The sequence below is a fragment of the Burkholderiales bacterium genome (assembly GCA_015075645.1).
GTDB lineage: Bacteria > Pseudomonadota > Gammaproteobacteria > Burkholderiales > Casimicrobiaceae > VBCG01.
The window spans coordinates 381,477-398,860 of record JABTUF010000007.1 but is presented as its reverse complement, the minus strand read 5'-3'; the positions used below and the strand labels follow the sequence as shown (position 1 = coordinate 398,860).

Below are 17,384 nucleotides of genomic sequence, written 5' to 3'. Positions count from 1 at the left end.
GCCCGGTGCGCGACGACGCGCCGGTGCTGGAGGTCCGGGGGCTGCGGACGCACTTCTTCACCCGCGCGGGCGTGGTGAAGGCGGTCGACGACGTGAGCTTCACGCTCGCGCGCGGCGAGGTGCTGGGCCTCGTCGGCGAGTCGGGGTCGGGCAAGTCGATCACCGGCTACTCGATCATGGGACTGGTCGATCCGCCGGGACGCGTCGTCGAGGGCTCGGTGCGGCTCGACGGACGGGAATTGACGACGCTCGACGCCGAGTCGATGCGGGCGCTGCGCGGCAATCGCGTCGCGATGATCTTCCAGGACCCGATGATGACGCTGAACCCGGTCCTGCGCATCGACCGCCAGATGACCGAGGCGATCCTCGCGCACGACGACGTCGGGGAGGCGGCCGCGCTCGAACGCGCGCGCGACGCGCTCGCGCGTGTCGGCATCCCGTCGCCCGACGAGCGCCTGAAGGCGTACCCGCACCAGTTCTCCGGCGGCATGCGGCAGCGGGTGGCGATCGCGATCGCGCTCCTGAACGCACCCGACCTCATCATCGCCGACGAACCGACGACCGCGCTGGACGTGACGATCCAGGGCCAGATCCTCTACGAGGTGCAGAAACTCGCCCGGGAGACCGGCACCGCGCTCGTCTGGATCACGCACGACCTCTCGGTGATCGCCGGGCTCGCCGACCGCGTCTGCGTGATGTACGCCGGACGCATCGTCGAGCAGGGCACGACGGCGCAGGTGCTCGACCGTCCCGCGCACCCGTACACGCAGGGGCTCCTCGACAGCGTGCCTTCGCGCAACGCGCGCGGCGCGCGTCTGAAGCAGATCCCGGGCATGACCCCTTCGCTCATCGACCTGCCGCCGGGCTGCGCGTTCCGGGAACGCTGTCCGCATGCGGACGCCGCCTGCGCCGGCGCCCCCGCGATGACCTTCGCGCCCGGCGACCCCGAGCGCGGCGTCCGCTGCCACCATCCGCTCGTCGCATGGACCTGACCGCCGAGCCGCTCGTCGAACTGCGCGGCGTGTCGAAGCGCTTCGTGAAGCGACTCGACGTCGCGGCGCGGATCGCGAACCTCGCCGGCGCGAACCTGCGCGAGGAGATCGTGCACGCGGTCGATCGGGTCGACCTCGCGATCGCGGAGGGCGAGGTGGTCGGGCTCGTCGGCGAGTCGGGCTGCGGCAAGTCGACGCTCGGCCGGCTCGCGGTGGGCCTCCTGCCGATGACCGAGGGCGAGCGGCGCTGGCGCGGCCGGCCGATCGACCGCCTCGCGCCTGCCGAGGCGCGCGAGCAGCAGCTCCGGATGCAGATGATCTTCCAGGACCCCTACGCGTCGCTGAATCCGCGCCTGCGCATCGTCGACATCGTCGGCGAGGCGCCGGTCGCGCACGGCCTCATCGCGCGGCGCCAGCAGGTCGAGTACGTCGGACTCCAACTGAACCGCGTCGGCCTCGACCCGACGCTGATGCGGCGCTTTCCGCACCAGTTCTCCGGCGGGCAGCGCGCGCGCATCGGCATCGCCCGCGCGCTCGCGGTGAAGCCCGAATTTCTCGTGTGCGACGAGTCGGTCGCCGCGCTCGACGTGTCGATCCAGGCGCAGGTGCTGAACCTGTTCATGGACCTCGCTCGCTCGCTCTCGCTCACCTACCTCTTCATCAGCCACGATCTCGGCGTCGTGCAGCACCTGAGCGAGCGTGTCGTGATCATGTACCTCGGCCGCGTCGTCGAGAGCGGGCCCACGGCCGAACTGTTCGCTTCGCCGAACCACCCGTACACCGAGGCGCTGCTCGCCGAAGCGGGCCGCGTCGAGGCGCGGAAGCGCACGTTCGTCCCCGTGAAGGGCGAAATCCCGTCGCCGCTCGATCCGCCGTCGGGCTGCCATTTCCACCCGCGCTGCCCGCACGCGATGGCGCGCTGTCGCGAGGCCGCGCCGCCGCTGTCCGAGATCGCGCCCGGGCGGCGCTCCGCGTGCTGGCTGAACGAGGAGGGGAGCGCATGACGCCGCCGGTGCTGCGCCACGACCCCCGGGACGCGTTCGCGCCGGTCGTCCTCGATTCGCCGCACTCGGGCGAGGACTATCCGGCGGACTTCGATCACGCGGCGCCGCGCGCGATCGTGCGGCAGGCCGAGGACACGCACGTGGCGCGGCTGTGGCGCGGCGCGCTCGCGCACGGCGCGAGCCTCGTCGAGGCGACCTTCCCGCGCGCGTGGATCGACCCCAACCGCAGTCTCGAGGACGTCGATCCCGCGCTGTTCGCGCCGGACGTGCGCTGGCCGGGTCCGGTCGCGACGACGCGCAAGACCGAACTCGGCATCGGTCTCGTGTGGCGGCTCGCCCACGGCGGCGTGCCGATGTACGCGCGATCGCTCACCGTCGACGAAGTCGAGCGTCGGATCGCGACCTGCTGGCGGCCCTACCACGACGCGGTCGAGGCCGCGCTCGACGAGCGTCACCGCGCGTTCGGCGCGGTCTGGCACGTCAACTGCCACTCGATGCCGGCGGTCGGCGACGCCATTTCCGACGATCCGGGACGCGAGCGTGCCGACGTCGTGCTGGGCGACCGCGACGGGACGACCTGCGAGGGCGCGTTCACGCGCCTGTGCGCCGACGCGTTCGCGTCGATGGGCTACTCGGTCGCGATCAACGATCCCTACAAGGGCGTGGAACTCGTGCGCCGTCACGGACGCCCCGCGGAAGGCCGGCACAGCCTGCAGATCGAACTCAAGCGGACGCTCTACATGGACGAGACGACCTTCGAACCGAACGCGGGCTACGCGCGGCTCGAGCGCGACCTCGCGCGCGTCGCGGCGGCGATCGTCGGCCACGCGCGCGCGTCGCTCGCCCGACGCGACGGCTGAACGGAAGGGCGAACCGGCATTGGTCAGGCCGCTTGACCGGACACGCCCCCTTGCGCTACCGTCGGCGCGCCTGCCCGTCGCGCCGTGGCGTCCTCGGCCCGCCGGGCGTCATCCCACCCCTGGAGGATTCCCGATGAAGTGCCTGATCCGCGCCGTCGCGCTCACGCTGGCCATCACTGCCGGCGCCGCGAGCGCCGCCTACCCCGAACGTCCGATCACCTTCGTCGTCCCCTGGGGCGCGGGCGGCGGCACCGACACGACCGCGCGCTATTTCGCGGCGGGGCTCGAGAAGGAACTCGGCCAGCCGGTCAACGTCGTCAACCGCACCGGCGGCAGCGGCGTCGTCGGTCACAGCGCGATCGCGACCGCTCCCGCGGACGGCTACACGATCGGGATGATCACCGTCGAGATCACGATGATGCACTGGCAGGGCCTCACCGACCTGTCGCCGACCTCGTACACGCCGCTCGCGCTCGTCAACGCCGACCCGGCCGGCTTCACCGTCGGCGCGAACTCGCCGTTCAAGTCGGTGAAGGAAGTGCTGGACTACGCGAAGGCGAATCCGGGCAAGCTCAAGGCCTCGGGCACCGGGCAGGGCGGCATCTGGCACCTCGCGCTCGCCGGCCTCATGAACGACACCAAGATCCCGCAGTCGGCGATTCCCTGGGTGCCCTCGAACGGCGCGGCACCCGCGATGCAGGACCTCGCGGCCGGCGGCGTCGACATCGTGACCTGCTCGCTTCCGGAAGCGCGCGCGCTGATCGACGCCGGCAAGGCGAAGCCGCTCGCGGTGATGGACTCGAAGCCGTCCGCGCTGTTCCCGAACGTGCCGACGATGAAGGTGGCGGCCGGCAGCAACTGGACCGTGTCCGCGTGGCGCGGCATCGCGGCGCCGAAGGGGCTGCCCGCCGATGTGCAGCAGAAGCTCATCGCCGCGATCAAGAAGATCTGGGACAGCAAGGAGTTCAAGGACTTCGCCTCCTCCAAGGGCTACGGCATGGAGTGGGCGCCGGGCGCGGAGTTCGCCTCGTTCATGGCGAAGGGCGACGCCGACATGGGCGTCGTGATGAAGGCCGCGGGCATCGTGAAGTGATGTCCGCGTTCCGGGGCTTCGCCGGCGCCTCCGCGCCGGCGGCCCGCGGATCCGCGCGGCCGGCTCCGGCCGCGCGCCACGCCCGATGAAGTTCAACGACGCGGTCTTCGGCGCGATCCTGCTGCTCCTGGGGCTCGCGATCGTCAGCTACGTCCAGTCGTTCCCGAAGATCCCGGGCCAGCAGGTCGGTCCGGCGATCTACCCGGGACTCGTGGCCGCGGGGCTCGCCGTGTGCGGGATCCTGTTGATCGTGAGCGGCCTGCGGCACCGCTCGTCGCAACCGTGGTTCGCGTCGGACGACTGGACGCGGTCGCGGCAGCACGTCGTCGGCTTCCTCGCCGTCATCGCGGCGGTCGTCTTCTACATCGTCGCGTCCGACGCGCTCGGATTCCTGCTCGTCGGCTTCCTGATCCTGTTCGCGCTGTTCCAGCTCTTCGGCGTGCGCCCGGTGCGCGCGGCGATCGTCGCGGCGGTGGCGACGTTCCTGATCTGGTTCGCGTTCTACAAGCTCCTGCGCGTTCCGCTTCCCTGGGGCGTGCTCACGAAGTTCGCGTTCTGAGGCATCGCGATGGACGCCCTCGTCACCGCGTTCGGGATGGTGTTCAACCTGCAGACGATCGCCGTGATGCTCGGCGCGTCGCTGTTCGGGCTCTTCGTCGGCGCGGTGCCCGGCCTCACCGCGACGATGGCGACCGCGCTGCTGGTGCCGGTCACGTTCTTCATGCCGCCGATCACGGCGATCGCCGCGATCGTGACCGCGACCGCGATGGCGATCTTCTCGGGCGACGTGCCGGGTTGCCTGCTGCGCATGCCCGGCACCCCGGCGTCGGCCGCCTACACCGACGAAGCCTACGCGATGACCCGCAAGGGGCAGGCCGAACTCGCGCTCGGCGCGGGACTCGTGTTCTCCGCGATCGGCGGCCTGTTCGGCACCGTGGTGCTGATCCTGTCCGCGCCGGCGCTCGCCGACTTCGCGCTCCGCTTCAGCTCGTTCGAGTACTTCTGGCTCGTGCTCCTCGGCCTCTCGTGCGCGATCGTGATCACTTCCGAGCGGCCGCTCAAGGGCATCGTGTCGCTGCTGCTCGGGCTCCTCGTCGCGGCCGTGGGCCTCGACAACCCGGCGGGCTTCCCGCGGTTCACCTTCGGCAGTACCGAACTCATGGGCGGCATCGGGCTCATCCCGATGATGATCGGCATGTTCGCGGTCTCGGAGATCCTGCGCTACGCGGTCGAGACCGGGCCGAAGCTCGTCATCGACACCAAGCCGCTCGGGAACGTCCTCGCCGGAATGTGGGCGCTCGCGAAGAAATATCCGAAGCAGGTCCTGCGCGGCAGCACGCTCGGAACGCTCGTCGGCGCGCTGCCGGGCGCGGGCGCCGACATCGCCGCCTGGATGAGCTACGGGATCAGCAAGAAGTTCTCGAAGGAGCCGGAGAAGTTCGGCACCGGCCACATCGAGGGCATCGTCGAGAGCGGCGCGGCCAACAACAGCGCGCTGGCCGGGGCGTGGATCCCGGCACTCGTGTTCGGCATCCCGGGTGACTCCATCACCGCGATCGTGATCGGCGTGCTCTACATGAAGAACATGAACCCCGGGCCGACGCTGTTCACGCAGAACCCGCAGAACATCTACGCGGTCTACCTGCTGTTCATCATCGCGAATCTGATCATGATCCCGCTGGGCCTCCTGTGCATCAAGGTGGCGAAACGCATCCTGTCGGTGCCGCGCGAGATCCTGATGCCGGTCATCCTGCTCTTCTGCATCGTCGGCACGTTCGCGATCAACAACACGCCGTTCGACGTCGGCGTGATGCTCGTGGCGGGCATCGCCGCGTACGTGCTCGAGGCGAACGATTTCCCGATCGCCCCCGCGATCCTCGGCGTGGTGCTGGGGGAGATGCTCGAGGAGAACTTCGTCACCTCGATGATCAAGTCGGACGGCAGCCTGCTCGCGTTCTTCGAGCGGCCGATCGCCGCGACGCTGGGCATCCTCACGCTGGCGGCGTGGTTCCTGCCGCCGATCATCCGGCGGCTGCGGACCGCCGCCGGCGCCTGATCCGGCGCGGCGAACCCCCGACGTTGGCGGGGTTTGCGGCAGCGCGGTATAATCCCGATGATTTGCTGGCCGTGTTCGCGGCCGGTTCGGCGCGACGTCGTGCCGGGCCGACCGGGCGCGGTGCGCGGGACGATCCGGGACGATGCGCGGCACGCTGACCGTCGGCAACTGGAAGATGCACGGCGGACTCGAAGAGAACGCCGTGCGGTACGCAACGTTGCGGGGATTCCGGGCGGACGGCGGGCGCACCCTGGCGGTGTGCGTGCCGTTTCCGTATCTCGCGCAGGCGCGCGAGGCGCTCGCGGGCAGCTCGGTGGGCTACGGGGCGCAGGACGTGAGCCAGCACGCGTCGGGAGCGTACACCGGCGAGGTGTCGGGCGCGATGCTCGCGGAGTTCGGGGCGCGCTACGCGATCGTCGGCCACTCGGAACGGCGCCGCTACCACGGCGAGCGGGACGAGGAGGTCGGCGCCAAGGCCCGCGCGGCCCTGGCGGCGGGCGTCACGCCGATCGTGTGCGTCGGCGAGACGCTCGAGGAACGCGATGCCGGTGCGACCGGCGCGGTGGTGGAAAGGCAGCTGGGCGCGGTGGTCCGCGCCGTGGGAACGGAGGTCGGCCGCGTCGTCGTGGCCTACGAGCCGGTCTGGGCGATCGGCACCGGGCGCACGGCGAGCCCGGAAGAGGCCCAGCAGGTGCACGCGGCGTTGCGGGCGCAACTCGCCGCGGCGGGCTCGAAGGACGTGCCGGTGCTCTACGGCGGGAGCGTGAAGGCCTCCAACGCGGCATCGCTCTTCGCGATGCCGGACGTGGACGGCGGGCTGGTGGGTGGCGCGTCGCTGGACGCGAACGAATTGCTGGCGATCGCGGGATCGTGACGCGGTCGCGGAGAACGGACGGAACGAACGATGGATTTCCTCGAAGGCTTCCTGCTGATGGTCCACGTCGGCGTGGCGGTCGCGATCTGCGGATTCGTGCTGCTGCAGCACGGCAAGGGTGCGGACATGGGTGCCGCGTTCGGCAGCGGGTCGTCCGGCAGCCTGTTCGGCGCGTCGGGCTCCGCGAACTTCCTGTCGCACACCACGGCGGTCCTGGCCGCGGTGTTCTTCCTGACCAGCATCGGACTCACCTGGTACGTGGCCTCGCACAGCCAGCGCGGCGGCAGCCTGATGGAGCGCAGCGTGCTCGACAAGGGTGCGCCGGCGACCGGTGCGCCCACGGGCTCCCCGGCGCCCGGTGCGGCGACGCCGCCGGCGGGAAGCACGACACCTGCGGCCGGTTCCGCCGCAGCTTCGGGGGCCGCGGCGCCAGCCGGATCCGCGGCTCCGTCCGCGCCCGCAGCGCCCGGTTCGAAGGCGGGGGAGGTCCCGAAATAGCATTGCGCGTCCCGGCCGGTCCGGGGCGCGAACAGCGATGAACGCGCCGACGTGGTGAAATTGGTAGACACGCTGTCTTGAGGGGGCAGTGGCGAAAGCCGTGGGAGTTCGAGTCTCCCCGTCGGCACCAGATGGAATGGCGGTGTAGCGAGGTGATTTCCGGCGTGACGCCGGGCAACGGATGAGCGCCGGCGGCATTTCCGGCGCCTGAGGTCGGCATGCTCGAGAACTACTTTCCGGTCCTGATGTTCATCGCCGTCGGCATCGTGCTCGGCGCGGTGCTCCTCACGGTGGGCAGCGTCCTGTCGCCGAACAAGCCCGACGCGAAGAAGCTCTCGCCCTACGAGTGCGGCTTCGAGGCCTTCGAGGACGCGCGCATGAAGTTCGACGTGCGCTTCTACCTGGTCGCGATCCTGTTCATCCTGTTCGACCTCGAGATCGCGTTCCTCTTCCCCTGGGCGGTGGTGCTGCCGGAACTCGGCTTCTTCGGGTACGCCGCGATGATGGTCTTCCTCGCGATCCTCGTGGTCGGCTTCATCTACGAGTGGAAGAAGGGCGCACTCGAATGGGACTGAGGCGGACGGGCTAGCGCGATGGCGATCGAAGGCGTCCTCGAGAAGGGCTTCGTCACGACCACGCTCGACAGCGTGATCAACTGGGCCCGCAACGGCTCGATGTGGCCGATGACCTTCGGGCTCGCGTGCTGCGCGGTCGAGATGATGCACGCGGGCGCGGCGCGCTACGACCTCGACCGCTTCGGCGTCGTGTTCCGGCCGTCGCCGCGCCAGTCCGACGTGATGCTCGTCGCCGGCACGCTCTGCAACAAGATGGCGCCGGCGCTGCGCAAGGTCTACGAGCAGATGCCCGAGCCGCGCTGGGTGATCTCGATGGGCTCCTGCGCGAACGGCGGCGGCTACTACCACTATTCGTACTCGGTCGTGCGCGGCTGCGACCGCATCGTGCCGGTCGACATCTACGTGCCCGGCTGCCCGCCGACCGCCGAGGCGCTGCTCTACGGCATCCTGCAGCTCCAGAACAAGATCTGGCGCACCAACACGATCGCGCGCTGATGGCCGACGCTCCCGCTTCCCCGGACGCCGCCGCGGCCGTGCCGGCGCCCGACGTCCCGGTCGATCCCTGGCGCGCGGCGTTCGGCGAGGCGATCGTCTCGGTCGTCGACGCGCTGGGCGAGACCACGCTCGTCGTCCGCCACGACCGCCTGGTCGCGACGATGCGCGCGCTGCGCGACACGCCGGCCCACCGGTTCGAGGTCCTCGTCGACGTGTGCGGCGTCGACTACTCGGCGATCGCCGACGCGCGGCGCGACGGCCCGCGCTTCGCGGCGGTCTACCACCTGCTGTCGCTCGCGAACAACCGGCGGCTCCGCGTGCGCGCGTTCGCGCCCGACGACGACTTCCCGGTGCTGCCGTCGATGATCGAGCTGTGGCCGTCGGCGAACTGGTTCGAACGCGAGGCGTTCGACCTCTACGGCATCGTGTTCACCGGTCACCCGGACCTGCGCCGCATCCTCACCGACTACGGCTTCGTCGGCCATCCGTTCCGCAAGGACTTCCCGCTGTCCGGCCACGTCGAGATGCGCTTCGACCCGGAGCAGGGCCGCGTCGTCTACCAGCCGGTCACCATCGAGCCGCGCGAGGTCACGCCGCGGATCGTGCGCGAGCCCAACTACGCCGGCCACGAGCCCGGCAAAGCCTGAGCGATGGCCGAGATCCGCAACTACACGATGAACTTCGGGCCGCAGCATCCGGCGGCCCACGGCGTGCTGCGCCTGGTGCTCGAACTCGACGGCGAGGTGATCGAGCGCGCCGACCCGCACATCGGCCTTTTGCACCGCGCGACCGAAAAGCTCGCCGAGCACAAGACCTGGATCCAGTCGCTGCCCTACATGGACCGGCTGGACTACGTGTCGATGATGTGCAACGAGCACGCCTACTGCCTCGCGATCGAGCGCCTGCTCGGGATCGAGGTGCCGATCCGCGCGCAGTACATCCGCGTGATGTTCGACGAGATCACGCGCATCCTGAACCACCTGCTGTGGCTCGGCTGCCACTCGCTCGACTGCGGCGGCATGACGACGTTCCTCTACTGCTTCCGCGAGCGCGAGGACCTGTTCGACATGTACGAAGCGGTGTCCGGCGCGCGGATGCACGCCGCCTACTACCGGCCGGGAGGCGTCTACCGCGACCTGCCGGACCGGATGCCGCAGTACCGCGCGCAGCACACGCGCAACGCCCGCGCGCTCTGCGAGATGAACGCCAACCGCCAGGGCTCGCTCCTCGACTTCATCGAGGACTTCACGAAGCGGTTCCCCGGATACGTGGACGACTACGAGACGCTCCTCACCGACAACCGCATCTGGAAGCAGCGAACCGTCGGCATCGGGGTGGTCTCGCCGGAGCGCGCGATGGCGCTGGGCTTCTCCGGCGCGATGCTGCGCGGATCGGGCATTCCCTGGGACCTCCGCAGGAAGCAACCCTACGAGGTCTACGACAAGATGGCGTTCGACGTCCCGGTCGGCGTGAACGGCGACACCTACGACCGCTACCTGGTCCGGGTCGAGGAGATGCGCCAGTCGAACCGGATCGTGGCCCAGTGCGTCGAGTGGCTCCGCGCGAACCCCGGCCCGGTCATCACCGGCGACCACAAGGTGGCTCCGCCGTCGCGCGAGGCGATGAAGACCGGCATGGAGGACCTGATCCACCACTTCAAGCTCTTCACCGAGGGCATTCACGTGCCGCCGGGCGAGGTGTACGCCGCGATCGAGCATCCGAAGGGCGAGTTCGGCGTCTATGCGATCTCGGACGGCGCGAACAAGCCCTACCGGCTCAAGCTGCGCGCGCCCGACTACGCCCACCTCGCGGCGCTCGACGAAATGTCCCGCGGGCACATGATCGCGGACGTCGTCGCGATCATCGGCACGCAGGACGTCGTGTTCGGGTCGATCGACCGATGAAGCCCCTGTCCGACGAGTCGCGCGCGCGCATCGACCGCGAGGTCGCCAAGTACCCGGCCGGCCAGCAGCAGTCGGCGGTGATGTCGGCGCTCGCGATCGCGCAGCGGGAGCGGGGCTGGCTGTCGAACGAGGCGATGGACGAGATCGCCTCGATTCTCGGGATGCCGCCGATCGCGGTCTACGAGGTCGCGACGTTCTACACGATGTACGACCTGAAACCGACCGGCCGTTTCAAGCTGACGATCTGCACCAACCTGCCCTGCGCGCTCTCCGGCGCGACGGCGGCGGCCGAGCACCTGAAGGCGAAGCTCGGCGTCGACTTCGGCGAGACGACCCCCGACGGCTGCTTCACGCTGAAGGAGGGCGAGTGCATGGGCGCCTGCGGCGACGCGCCGGTGATGCTCGTCAACGACCACCGGATGGAGAGCTGGATGAGCGGGGCGAAGCTCGACGCGCTCGTCGACGAACTCACGGCCGCCGCCGCCCGCGGCGAGGGCCGGCCGGATACGAAGGGCGAGCGATGAACGCCCCGCGCGAGTTCCTCGACTACGGCCCCGACGCGGTGCTGATGGCGGGACTCGACGGCCGCAACTGGCGGCTCGACGACTACGTGAAGCGCGGCGGCTACGAGGCGCTGCGGAAGATCCTCGCGGAGAAGACGCCGCCCGCCACCGTGATCGCGGAGGTGAAGAAGAGCGCGCTGCGCGGGCGCGGCGGCGCGGGCTTCCCGACCGGCCTCAAGTGGAGCTTCATGCCGCAGCAGTTCGCCGGCGACAAGTACGTGGTCTGCAATTCGGACGAGGGCGAACCGGGCACGTTCAAGGACCGCGACATCCTGCGCTACAACCCGCACGCGCTGATCGAGGGCATGATCATCGCGGGCTACGCGATGGGCTGCGCGCGCGGCTACAACTACGTCCACGGCGAGATCTGGGACGTCTACGAGCGCTGCGAGGAGGCGGTCGACGAGGCGCGCGCGGCCGGCTTCCTCGGCAAGGACATTCTCGGCAGCGGCTTCTCGTTCGAGCTCTTCAATCACCACGGTTTCGGCGCCTACATCTGCGGCGAGGAGACGGCGCTGCTCGAGTCGATCGAGGGCAAGAAGGGCCAGCCGCGCTTCAAGCCGCCGTTCCCGGCGAGCTTCGGCCTCTACGGCAAGCCGACGACGATCAACAACACCGAGACCTTCGCGTCGGTGCCGTGGATCCTGCGCCACGGCGGCGAGTGGTTCCTGAACCTCGGCAAGCCGAACAACGGCGGCACGAAGATCTTCTCGGTGTCCGGCGATGTCGCGCGTCCGGGCAACTTCGAGGTGAAGCTCGGCACGCCGTTCCCCGACCTCCTCGCGATGGCGGGCGGGGTGCGCGGCGGCCGCAGGCTCAAGGCGGTCATCCCCGGCGGATCGTCGGCGCCGGTGCTGCCGGCCGACGTCATGATGGCGACGACGATGGACTACGACGCGATCGCGAAGGCCGGCTCGATGCTGGGCTCGGGCGCCGTGATCGTGATGGACGAGACGCGCTGCATGGTCAAGTCCCTGATGCGCCTCTCGTACTTCTACTTCGAGGAATCCTGCGGCCAGTGCACGCCCTGCCGCGAGGGCACCGGCTGGCTGTGGCGGGTGGTCCGGCGCATCGAGAACGGCGAGGGCCGCCAGGAGGACCTGGATCTGCTGAACTCGGTGTCCGACAACATCATGGGCCGCACGATCTGCGCGCTGGGCGACGCGGCGGCGATGCCGGTGAAGAGTTTCACCCGGCACTTCCGCGCCGAGTTCCAGCACCACATCGACCACAAGTGCTGTCTCGTGCCGCCCTATCTGTGATGACGCCCGCCGCTCCCTCCGCGATGCTGAACCTCGAGATCGACGGCAAGCCGGTCGCCGTGCCGCACGGCAGCACCGTCATGGACGCGGCCGTCAAGCTCGGTGTCTACGTGCCGCATTTCTGCTGGCACAAGAAGCTCTCGATCGCGGCGAACTGCCGGATGTGCCTCGTGCAGGTCGAGAAGGCGCCGAAGCCGCTGCCGGCCTGCGCGACGCCCGCGACCGAGGGGATGAAGGTCCAGACCCATTCGGAACTCGCCGTCTCGGCCCAGAAGGGCGTGATGGAGTTCCTGCTCATCAACCACCCGCTCGATTGCCCGATCTGCGACCAGGGCGGCGAGTGCCAGTTGCAGGACCTCGCGGTCGGCTACGGCAAGTCGGCGTCGCGCTACGGCGAACCCAAGCGCGTCGTGTTCCACAAGAACCTGGGTCCGCTGGTGTCGGCCGAGGAAATGACCCGCTGCATCCACTGCACGCGCTGCATCCGCTTCGGCCAGGAGATCGCCGGGGTGATGGAACTCGGCATGATGGGCCGGGGCGAGCACTCCGAGATCGTCACCTTCGTCGGCAAGACGGTGGATTCCGAACTGTCCGGCAACGTGATCGACCTCTGCCCGGTCGGCGCGCTCACCAGCAAGCCGTTCCGCTACACCGCGCGCAACTGGGAGCTCGCGCGCCGCAAGTCGGTGTCGCCGCACGATTCCCTGGGGTCGAACCTCGTGGTCCAGGTGAAGGGCGACCGGGTGATGCGCGTGCTGCCGCTCGACAACGAGGCGGTGAACGAGTGCTGGATCTCCGACAAGGACCGCTACAGCTACGAGGCGTTGTCCTCGCCCGAGCGCCTCGCCGTGCCGCGGATCAAGGAGAACGGCGAGTGGCGCGACACCGATTGGGCCACCGCGCTCGACGCGGTCGTCCGTGGCCTCGGGGACGCGGTCGCGAAGCACGGCGGCCCGTCGATCGGATTGGTCGCCTCGCCGCACGCGACCTTCGAGGAACTCGCGCTCGCCGCGCGGCTCATGCGCGGGCTCGGCAGCGGCAACGTCGACCATCGGCTCCGCCAGGCCGACTTCTCGGACGACCGCGCGCTCGCGGGGATCCCCTGGCTCGGCATGCCGATCGCCGAACTCCCGTCGAACGATCGCGTGCTCGTCGTCGGCAGCTTCCTGCGCAAGGACCACCCGCTGATCGCGCAGCGTCTGCGCCAGGCGGCGAAGCGCGGCACGCAGGTCTCGTCGCTCCATTCGGTCGGTGCCGACTGGCTGATGAGCGTCGCGCACCAGGCGATCGTGGCGCCTTCGCTCCTCCCCGCGGAACTCGCCGGCATCGTCGTCGCGGCCGCGCGCCGCGCGGGCAAGCCGGTCCCGGCTGTGCTCGCGGGCGTCGAACCGTCGGCCGCGGCCGATGCGATCGCCCAGTCGCTCGTGTCCGGGACGAAGCGTGCGATCCTCCTCGGCAACGCCGCGGTCCAGCATCCGCAGGCCGCGCAGATCCGGGCGCTCGCCCAGGCGCTGTCCGACTGCGTCGGCGCCACGCTCGGCACCCTGGTCGAGGCGGCGAACGCGGTCGGCGCCTCGCTCGCCGGCGCCGAGCCGGAGGCGGGCTCGCTCGACGCGTGGCGCATGTTCGCGGAGCCCCGGCGCGCGTACGTCGTGCTGCATGCCGAGCCGGAGTTCGACTGCGCGAATCCGCCCGCCGCGCGCGCCGCGCTCGAGGCGGCGGACTTCGTCGTGGTGATGAGTCCGTTCGCGCACGGCGAGCGCTACGCCGACGTGATGCTGCCGATCGCGCCGTTCACCGAGACCGCGGGCAGCTTCGTCAACTGCGAGGGTCGCGTCCAGTCGTTCAACGGCGTCGTGAAGCCGTTCGGCGAGGCGCGTCCGGCCTGGAAGGTGCTGCGCGTGCTCGGCACCTCGCTCGGCCTCGCGGGCTTCGGGTTCGATTCGATCGAGGACGTGCGCGCGGAGGTCGTGCCGTCCGCCGAGGCCATCGCGAGACGCCTCTCGAACGCGACGTCCACCGCGATCGCGGCGCCCGCCGTGCAGCCCGCTGCGCTCGAGCGCATCGCGGATGTCCCGATCTATTTCGCCGACCCGCTGGTGCGCCGCGCGCAGTCGTTGCAGATGACCGCCGACGCGAAGCCCCCGCGCGCGCGCATGCACCGCACGCTGCTCGACAAGCTCGGCATCGCCGACGGCGCGCAGGTGCGCATCCGCCAGGGTCGGGGCGAGGCGGTGGTCGCCGCCGTCGCCGACGCCTCGGTGCCGCCGGGCGTCGTGAGGCTCGCCGCCGCGCACGCATCGACCTGCGGTCTCGAGGGCCTGTCCGGATCGATCGAGATGGAGCGCATCTGACGTGGATGCCCTGATCGCTCCGGTGCGCGACTTCCTCGGGCCCGCCTGGCTCCCGCTGTGGACGCTCGCGAAGATCGTCGCGCTGGTGGTGCCGCTCATCATCGGCGTCGCGTACCTGACGCTGGCCGAGCGCAAGGTGATCGGCTACATGCAGGTGCGCATCGGGCCGAATCGCGTCGGGCCGCTGGGGCTGCTGCAGCCGTTCGCCGACGTGTTCAAGCTGATCTTCAAGGAGATCGTCGTCCCGACCGGGGCGAACCGCTACCTGTTCTTCATCGCGCCGATGCTCGCGATCGGGCCCGCCGTGGCCGCCTGGGCCGTGGTGCCGCTCACCGACACGCTGGTCGTGGCGGACGTCAACGCCGGGCTCCTCTACGTGCTCGCGATGACGTCGATGGGCGTCTACGGGATCATCCTCGCGGGCTGGGCCTCGAACTCGAAGTACGCGTTCCTCGGCGCGTTGCGCTCGGCCGCGCAGATCGTGAGCTACGAACTCGCCATGGGCTTCGCGCTCGTCGCGGTGCTGATGTGCGCGAACAGCCTCAACTTCCGCGAGATCGTCGCGGGGCAGGAGGGCGGCGCCGCCTACTGGTACGTGTGGCCGCTCCTGCCGATGTTCGTCGTCTACGTCGTCTCCGGCATCGCCGAGACCAACCGCCATCCGTTCGACATGGCCGAGGGCGAGAGCGAGATCGTGGCCGGCTTCCACGTCGAGTACTCGGGCGTCGCCTTCGCGGTGTTCTTCCTGGCCGAGTACATGAGCATGATCCTGATCGCCGTGCTCGCCTCGACGCTGTTCCTCGGCGGCTGGCTGTCGCCGTTTCCGCTCCTGAACGAGGTCCGCATCGCCGGATTCGCGCCGTTCGGCGACGGCCTCCTGTGGCTCGGCGCCAAGGCGAGCTTCATCCTGCTGATCTTCCTGTGGGTGCGCGCGACGTTCCCGCGCTACCGCTACGACCAGATCATGCGGCTCGGCTGGAAGGTGTTCATCCCGCTGACCCTCGTGTGGATCGTGTTCATCGGCACGATGATGCAGACCCGCTACGCGCCGCTGTTCCACTGACCGCCATGTTCCGCCGCTTCCGCGACCTCTTCCAGACCTGGTTCCTCGTCGAACTCGGGCAGGGCCTGTTCCTGACCGGGCGCCACCTGTTCGCGCGCAAGGTCACCGTGCAGTTCCCGGAGGAGAAGACGCCGCAGAGCCCGCGCTTCCGCGGCCTGCACGCGCTGCGCCGCTACCCGAACGGCGAGGAGCGCTGCATCGCCTGCAAGCTGTGCGAGGCGGTCTGCCCGGCGCTCGCGATCACCATCGAGTCGGAGCAGCGCGCCGACGGCACCCGGCGCACGACCCGCTACGACATCGACCTCACCAAGTGCATCTTCTGCGGCTTCTGCGAGGAGAGCTGCCCGGTCGACTCGATCGTCGAGACGCGCGTGCTCGAATACCACGGCGAGAAGCGCGGCGACCTCTATTACACGAAGGAGATGCTCCTCGCCGTGGGCGACCGCCTCGAAGCGCAGATCGCGGCGGATCGCGCCGAGGATGCGCGCTACCGATGAATCCGGGGAAGGGGGAAGAGGGAAGGGGGACGGGTGAGACGCGGCGACGCGTGCATGGCGTTGTGAAGCCGGGAAGGAAAAACGGAGAAGAGGGACGAGGGAAGGGCGAAACGGGAAGGGAGAAGGGAGAAGGGGGAAGGGTGCTGCCCGTGCGATGCGGCGGCGCGCTCATCGACATGTCCGGCTCTTGCGATCACCCGCTTTCGACACGCCGGCTGCGCTCGGCCACGCCGCACCCTTCCCCCTTCCCCCTTCCCTCTTCCCGGCTTTCCCTTCCCCCTTCCCCCTTCCCCCTTCTCGCTTCCCGAATCGAGCCATGACGTTCCAGACCGCCGTCTTCTACCTGTTCTCCGCGATCCTCGTGTTCGCGGCGCTGCGGGTCATCACCGTGCGCAACCCGGTGCACGCGGCGCTGTGGCTCGTCTGCTCGTTCTTCACCGCGGCCGCGATCTGGCTCCTGCTCGGGGCGGAGTTCCTGGCGATCGTGCTGGTGCTGGTCTACGTGGGCGCGGTGATGGTGCTGTTCCTGTTCGTCGTCATGATGCTCGACGTCAACTTCGACGAGCTGCGGCGGCACTTCCGCAGCTACCTGCCGCTCGGCACGGTCGTCGGCGCCCTGGTGCTGCTCGAGATGGTGCTGGTGATCCTGTCGGGGACGCCGGCGGCGCCGTCGGGCGCGCCGATCCCGCCGGGCAGCAACACGGCGGCGCTGGGCCGCCTGATCTACGTCGACTACGTGTTCGCGTTCGAACTGGCGGCCGTGCTGCTGCTGGTGGCGATCGTCGCGGCGATCGCGCTGACCTGGCGCCGGCGCCGCGAGACGAAGCGGCAGGATCCGGCCGAGCAGGTGAAGGTGCGCCGCGAGGACCGCGTGCGGCTGGTCACGATGGCGTCCGAGCGGCGCGAGGGCCCGTGAGCGCGGACGCCCGCGCGCAACGGATCGGGGAAAAGGGGGAGAGGCCGTGCTGTCGTTCCTGACCGCGCCGACGCTGACGCACTACCTCGTGCTGGGCGCGATGCTGTTCGCGATCAGCGTCGCGGGCATCTTCCTCAACCGCAAGAACGTGCTGATCCTGCTGATGGCGATCGAGCTGATGCTGCTCGCCGTCAACCTGAACTTCGTCGCGTTCTCGAGCCACCTCGGCGACATGGCGGGCCAGGTGTTCGTGTTCTTCATCCTGACCGTCGCCGCGGCCGAGTCGGCGATCGGCCTCGCGATCCTCGTGCTCCTGTTCCGCAACGTGGGCTCGATCGACGTCGACGACCTGGGCAAGCTCAAGGGATAGGCCCGCGC

19 protein-coding genes and 1 tRNA gene are annotated in these 17,384 nt (G+C 69.8%); all 20 read left to right on the top strand.

Features of this window, described 5'->3' with window-relative positions:
- Positions 1-5 precede the first annotated feature (5 nt).
- The 20 genes from HS109_19800 (at position 6) to nuoK (ending at position 17,376) form a co-directional block, all read left to right on the top strand.
- Positions 6-992 (top strand): ABC transporter ATP-binding protein, encoded by a 987-nt coding sequence (locus HS109_19800; GenBank protein ID MBE7524591.1) that lies wholly within the window; start codon positions 6-8, stop codon positions 990-992.
- Complete coding sequence (locus HS109_19795; GenBank protein ID MBE7524590.1) at positions 983-1,996, top strand: ABC transporter ATP-binding protein; 1,014 nt, start codon at positions 983-985, stop codon at positions 1,994-1,996. The genes HS109_19800 and HS109_19795 overlap by 10 nt, the downstream gene beginning before the upstream one ends.
- On the top strand, positions 1,993-2,856 hold the full coding sequence (locus HS109_19790) for an N-formylglutamate amidohydrolase (GenBank protein ID MBE7524589.1): 864 nt from the start codon (positions 1,993-1,995) through the stop codon (positions 2,854-2,856). The genes HS109_19795 and HS109_19790 overlap by 4 nt, the downstream gene beginning before the upstream one ends.
- 133 nt (positions 2,857-2,989) lie before the next feature.
- Positions 2,990-3,949: a tripartite tricarboxylate transporter substrate binding protein gene (locus HS109_19785; GenBank protein MBE7524588.1), complete on the top strand. Its 960-nt coding sequence runs from the start codon at positions 2,990-2,992 to the stop codon at positions 3,947-3,949.
- An 85-nt stretch (positions 3,950-4,034) separates the two neighbouring features.
- Entirely contained in the window at positions 4,035-4,508 is a 474-nt protein-coding gene (locus tag HS109_19780) for a tripartite tricarboxylate transporter TctB family protein (protein ID MBE7524587.1), read from the top strand.
- A gap of 9 nt (positions 4,509-4,517) precedes the next feature.
- Complete coding sequence (locus HS109_19775) at positions 4,518-6,005, top strand: tripartite tricarboxylate transporter permease (protein ID MBE7524586.1); 1,488 nt, start codon at positions 4,518-4,520, stop codon at positions 6,003-6,005.
- A gap of 142 nt (positions 6,006-6,147) precedes the next feature.
- Entirely contained in the window at positions 6,148-6,879 is a 732-nt protein-coding gene (locus tag HS109_19770; GenBank protein MBE7524585.1) for a triose-phosphate isomerase, read from the top strand.
- Between the two features lie 30 nt (positions 6,880-6,909).
- Positions 6,910-7,377: a preprotein translocase subunit SecG gene (secG, locus tag HS109_19765; GenBank protein MBE7524584.1), complete on the top strand. Its 468-nt coding sequence runs from the start codon at positions 6,910-6,912 to the stop codon at positions 7,375-7,377.
- 45 nt (positions 7,378-7,422) lie between these two features.
- A tRNA-Leu gene (locus HS109_19760) sits at positions 7,423-7,507 on the top strand.
- A gap of 88 nt (positions 7,508-7,595) precedes the next feature.
- Positions 7,596-7,952, top strand: coding sequence for an NADH-quinone oxidoreductase subunit A (locus HS109_19755; GenBank protein ID MBE7524583.1), 357 nt, complete (start codon positions 7,596-7,598; stop codon positions 7,950-7,952).
- A gap of 18 nt (positions 7,953-7,970) precedes the next feature.
- Complete coding sequence (locus HS109_19750) at positions 7,971-8,447, top strand: NADH-quinone oxidoreductase subunit B (GenBank protein MBE7524582.1); 477 nt, start codon at positions 7,971-7,973, stop codon at positions 8,445-8,447.
- Complete coding sequence (locus tag HS109_19745) at positions 8,447-9,094, top strand: NADH-quinone oxidoreductase subunit C (protein ID MBE7524581.1); 648 nt, start codon at positions 8,447-8,449, stop codon at positions 9,092-9,094. The genes HS109_19750 and HS109_19745 overlap by 1 nt, the downstream gene beginning before the upstream one ends.
- A gap of 3 nt (positions 9,095-9,097) precedes the next feature.
- Positions 9,098-10,351 carry an NADH-quinone oxidoreductase subunit D gene (locus HS109_19740; protein MBE7524580.1) on the top strand — a complete coding sequence of 418 codons (1,254 nt, stop codon included), beginning with the start codon at positions 9,098-9,100 and terminating at the stop codon, positions 10,349-10,351.
- On the top strand, positions 10,348-10,875 hold the full coding sequence (gene nuoE / locus HS109_19735) for an NADH-quinone oxidoreductase subunit NuoE (protein MBE7524579.1): 528 nt from the start codon (positions 10,348-10,350) through the stop codon (positions 10,873-10,875). Before HS109_19740 ends, nuoE begins: the two co-directional genes overlap by 4 nt.
- Positions 10,872-12,176, top strand: coding sequence for an NADH-quinone oxidoreductase subunit NuoF (gene nuoF / locus HS109_19730; protein ID MBE7524578.1), 1,305 nt, complete (start codon positions 10,872-10,874; stop codon positions 12,174-12,176). Before nuoE ends, nuoF begins: the two co-directional genes overlap by 4 nt.
- A 23-nt stretch (positions 12,177-12,199) precedes the next feature.
- Positions 12,200-14,530, top strand: coding sequence for an NADH-quinone oxidoreductase subunit G (locus tag HS109_19725; protein MBE7524577.1), 2,331 nt, complete (start codon positions 12,200-12,202; stop codon positions 14,528-14,530).
- A gap of 10 nt (positions 14,531-14,540) precedes the next feature.
- Complete coding sequence (gene nuoH, locus HS109_19720; protein MBE7524576.1) at positions 14,541-15,593, top strand: NADH-quinone oxidoreductase subunit NuoH; 1,053 nt, start codon at positions 14,541-14,543, stop codon at positions 15,591-15,593.
- Positions 15,594-15,598: 5 nt separating this feature from the next.
- On the top strand, positions 15,599-16,090 hold the full coding sequence (nuoI, locus tag HS109_19715) for an NADH-quinone oxidoreductase subunit NuoI (protein ID MBE7524575.1): 492 nt from the start codon (positions 15,599-15,601) through the stop codon (positions 16,088-16,090).
- Between the two features lie 316 nt (positions 16,091-16,406).
- A complete protein-coding gene (locus tag HS109_19710) occupies positions 16,407-17,006 on the top strand; it encodes an NADH-quinone oxidoreductase subunit J (GenBank protein ID MBE7524574.1) in 600 nt (199 codons plus the stop codon).
- A gap of 58 nt (positions 17,007-17,064) precedes the next feature.
- Positions 17,065-17,376 carry an NADH-quinone oxidoreductase subunit NuoK gene (gene nuoK / locus HS109_19705; protein ID MBE7524573.1) on the top strand — a complete coding sequence of 104 codons (312 nt, stop codon included), beginning with the start codon at positions 17,065-17,067 and terminating at the stop codon, positions 17,374-17,376.
- Positions 17,377-17,384 lie beyond the last annotated feature (8 nt).

Coding starts and splice junctions, on each gene's coding strand:
- HS109_19785 (MBE7524588.1), top strand. CDS start 2,990: ATGAAGTGCCTGATCCGCGCCGTCGCGCTCACGCTGGCCATCACTGCC.
- HS109_19710 (MBE7524574.1), top strand. CDS start 16,407: ATGACGTTCCAGACCGCCGTCTTCTACCTGTTCTCCGCGATCCTCGTG.
- nuoF (MBE7524578.1), top strand. CDS start 10,872: ATGAACGCCCCGCGCGAGTTCCTCGACTACGGCCCCGACGCGGTGCTG.
- HS109_19740 (MBE7524580.1), top strand. CDS start 9,098: ATGGCCGAGATCCGCAACTACACGATGAACTTCGGGCCGCAGCATCCG.
- HS109_19795 (MBE7524590.1), top strand. CDS start 983: ATGGACCTGACCGCCGAGCCGCTCGTCGAACTGCGCGGCGTGTCGAAG.
- HS109_19780 (MBE7524587.1), top strand. CDS start 4,035: ATGAAGTTCAACGACGCGGTCTTCGGCGCGATCCTGCTGCTCCTGGGG.
- HS109_19770 (MBE7524585.1), top strand. CDS start 6,148: ATGCGCGGCACGCTGACCGTCGGCAACTGGAAGATGCACGGCGGACTC.
- HS109_19750 (MBE7524582.1), top strand. CDS start 7,971: ATGGCGATCGAAGGCGTCCTCGAGAAGGGCTTCGTCACGACCACGCTC.
- HS109_19775 (MBE7524586.1), top strand. CDS start 4,518: ATGGACGCCCTCGTCACCGCGTTCGGGATGGTGTTCAACCTGCAGACG.
- HS109_19745 (MBE7524581.1), top strand. CDS start 8,447: ATGGCCGACGCTCCCGCTTCCCCGGACGCCGCCGCGGCCGTGCCGGCG.
- nuoI (MBE7524575.1), top strand. CDS start 15,599: ATGTTCCGCCGCTTCCGCGACCTCTTCCAGACCTGGTTCCTCGTCGAA.
- secG (MBE7524584.1), top strand. CDS start 6,910: ATGGATTTCCTCGAAGGCTTCCTGCTGATGGTCCACGTCGGCGTGGCG.
- nuoE (MBE7524579.1), top strand. CDS start 10,348: ATGAAGCCCCTGTCCGACGAGTCGCGCGCGCGCATCGACCGCGAGGTC.
- HS109_19755 (MBE7524583.1), top strand. CDS start 7,596: ATGCTCGAGAACTACTTTCCGGTCCTGATGTTCATCGCCGTCGGCATC.
- HS109_19790 (MBE7524589.1), top strand. CDS start 1,993: ATGACGCCGCCGGTGCTGCGCCACGACCCCCGGGACGCGTTCGCGCCG.
- HS109_19725 (MBE7524577.1), top strand. CDS start 12,200: ATGCTGAACCTCGAGATCGACGGCAAGCCGGTCGCCGTGCCGCACGGC.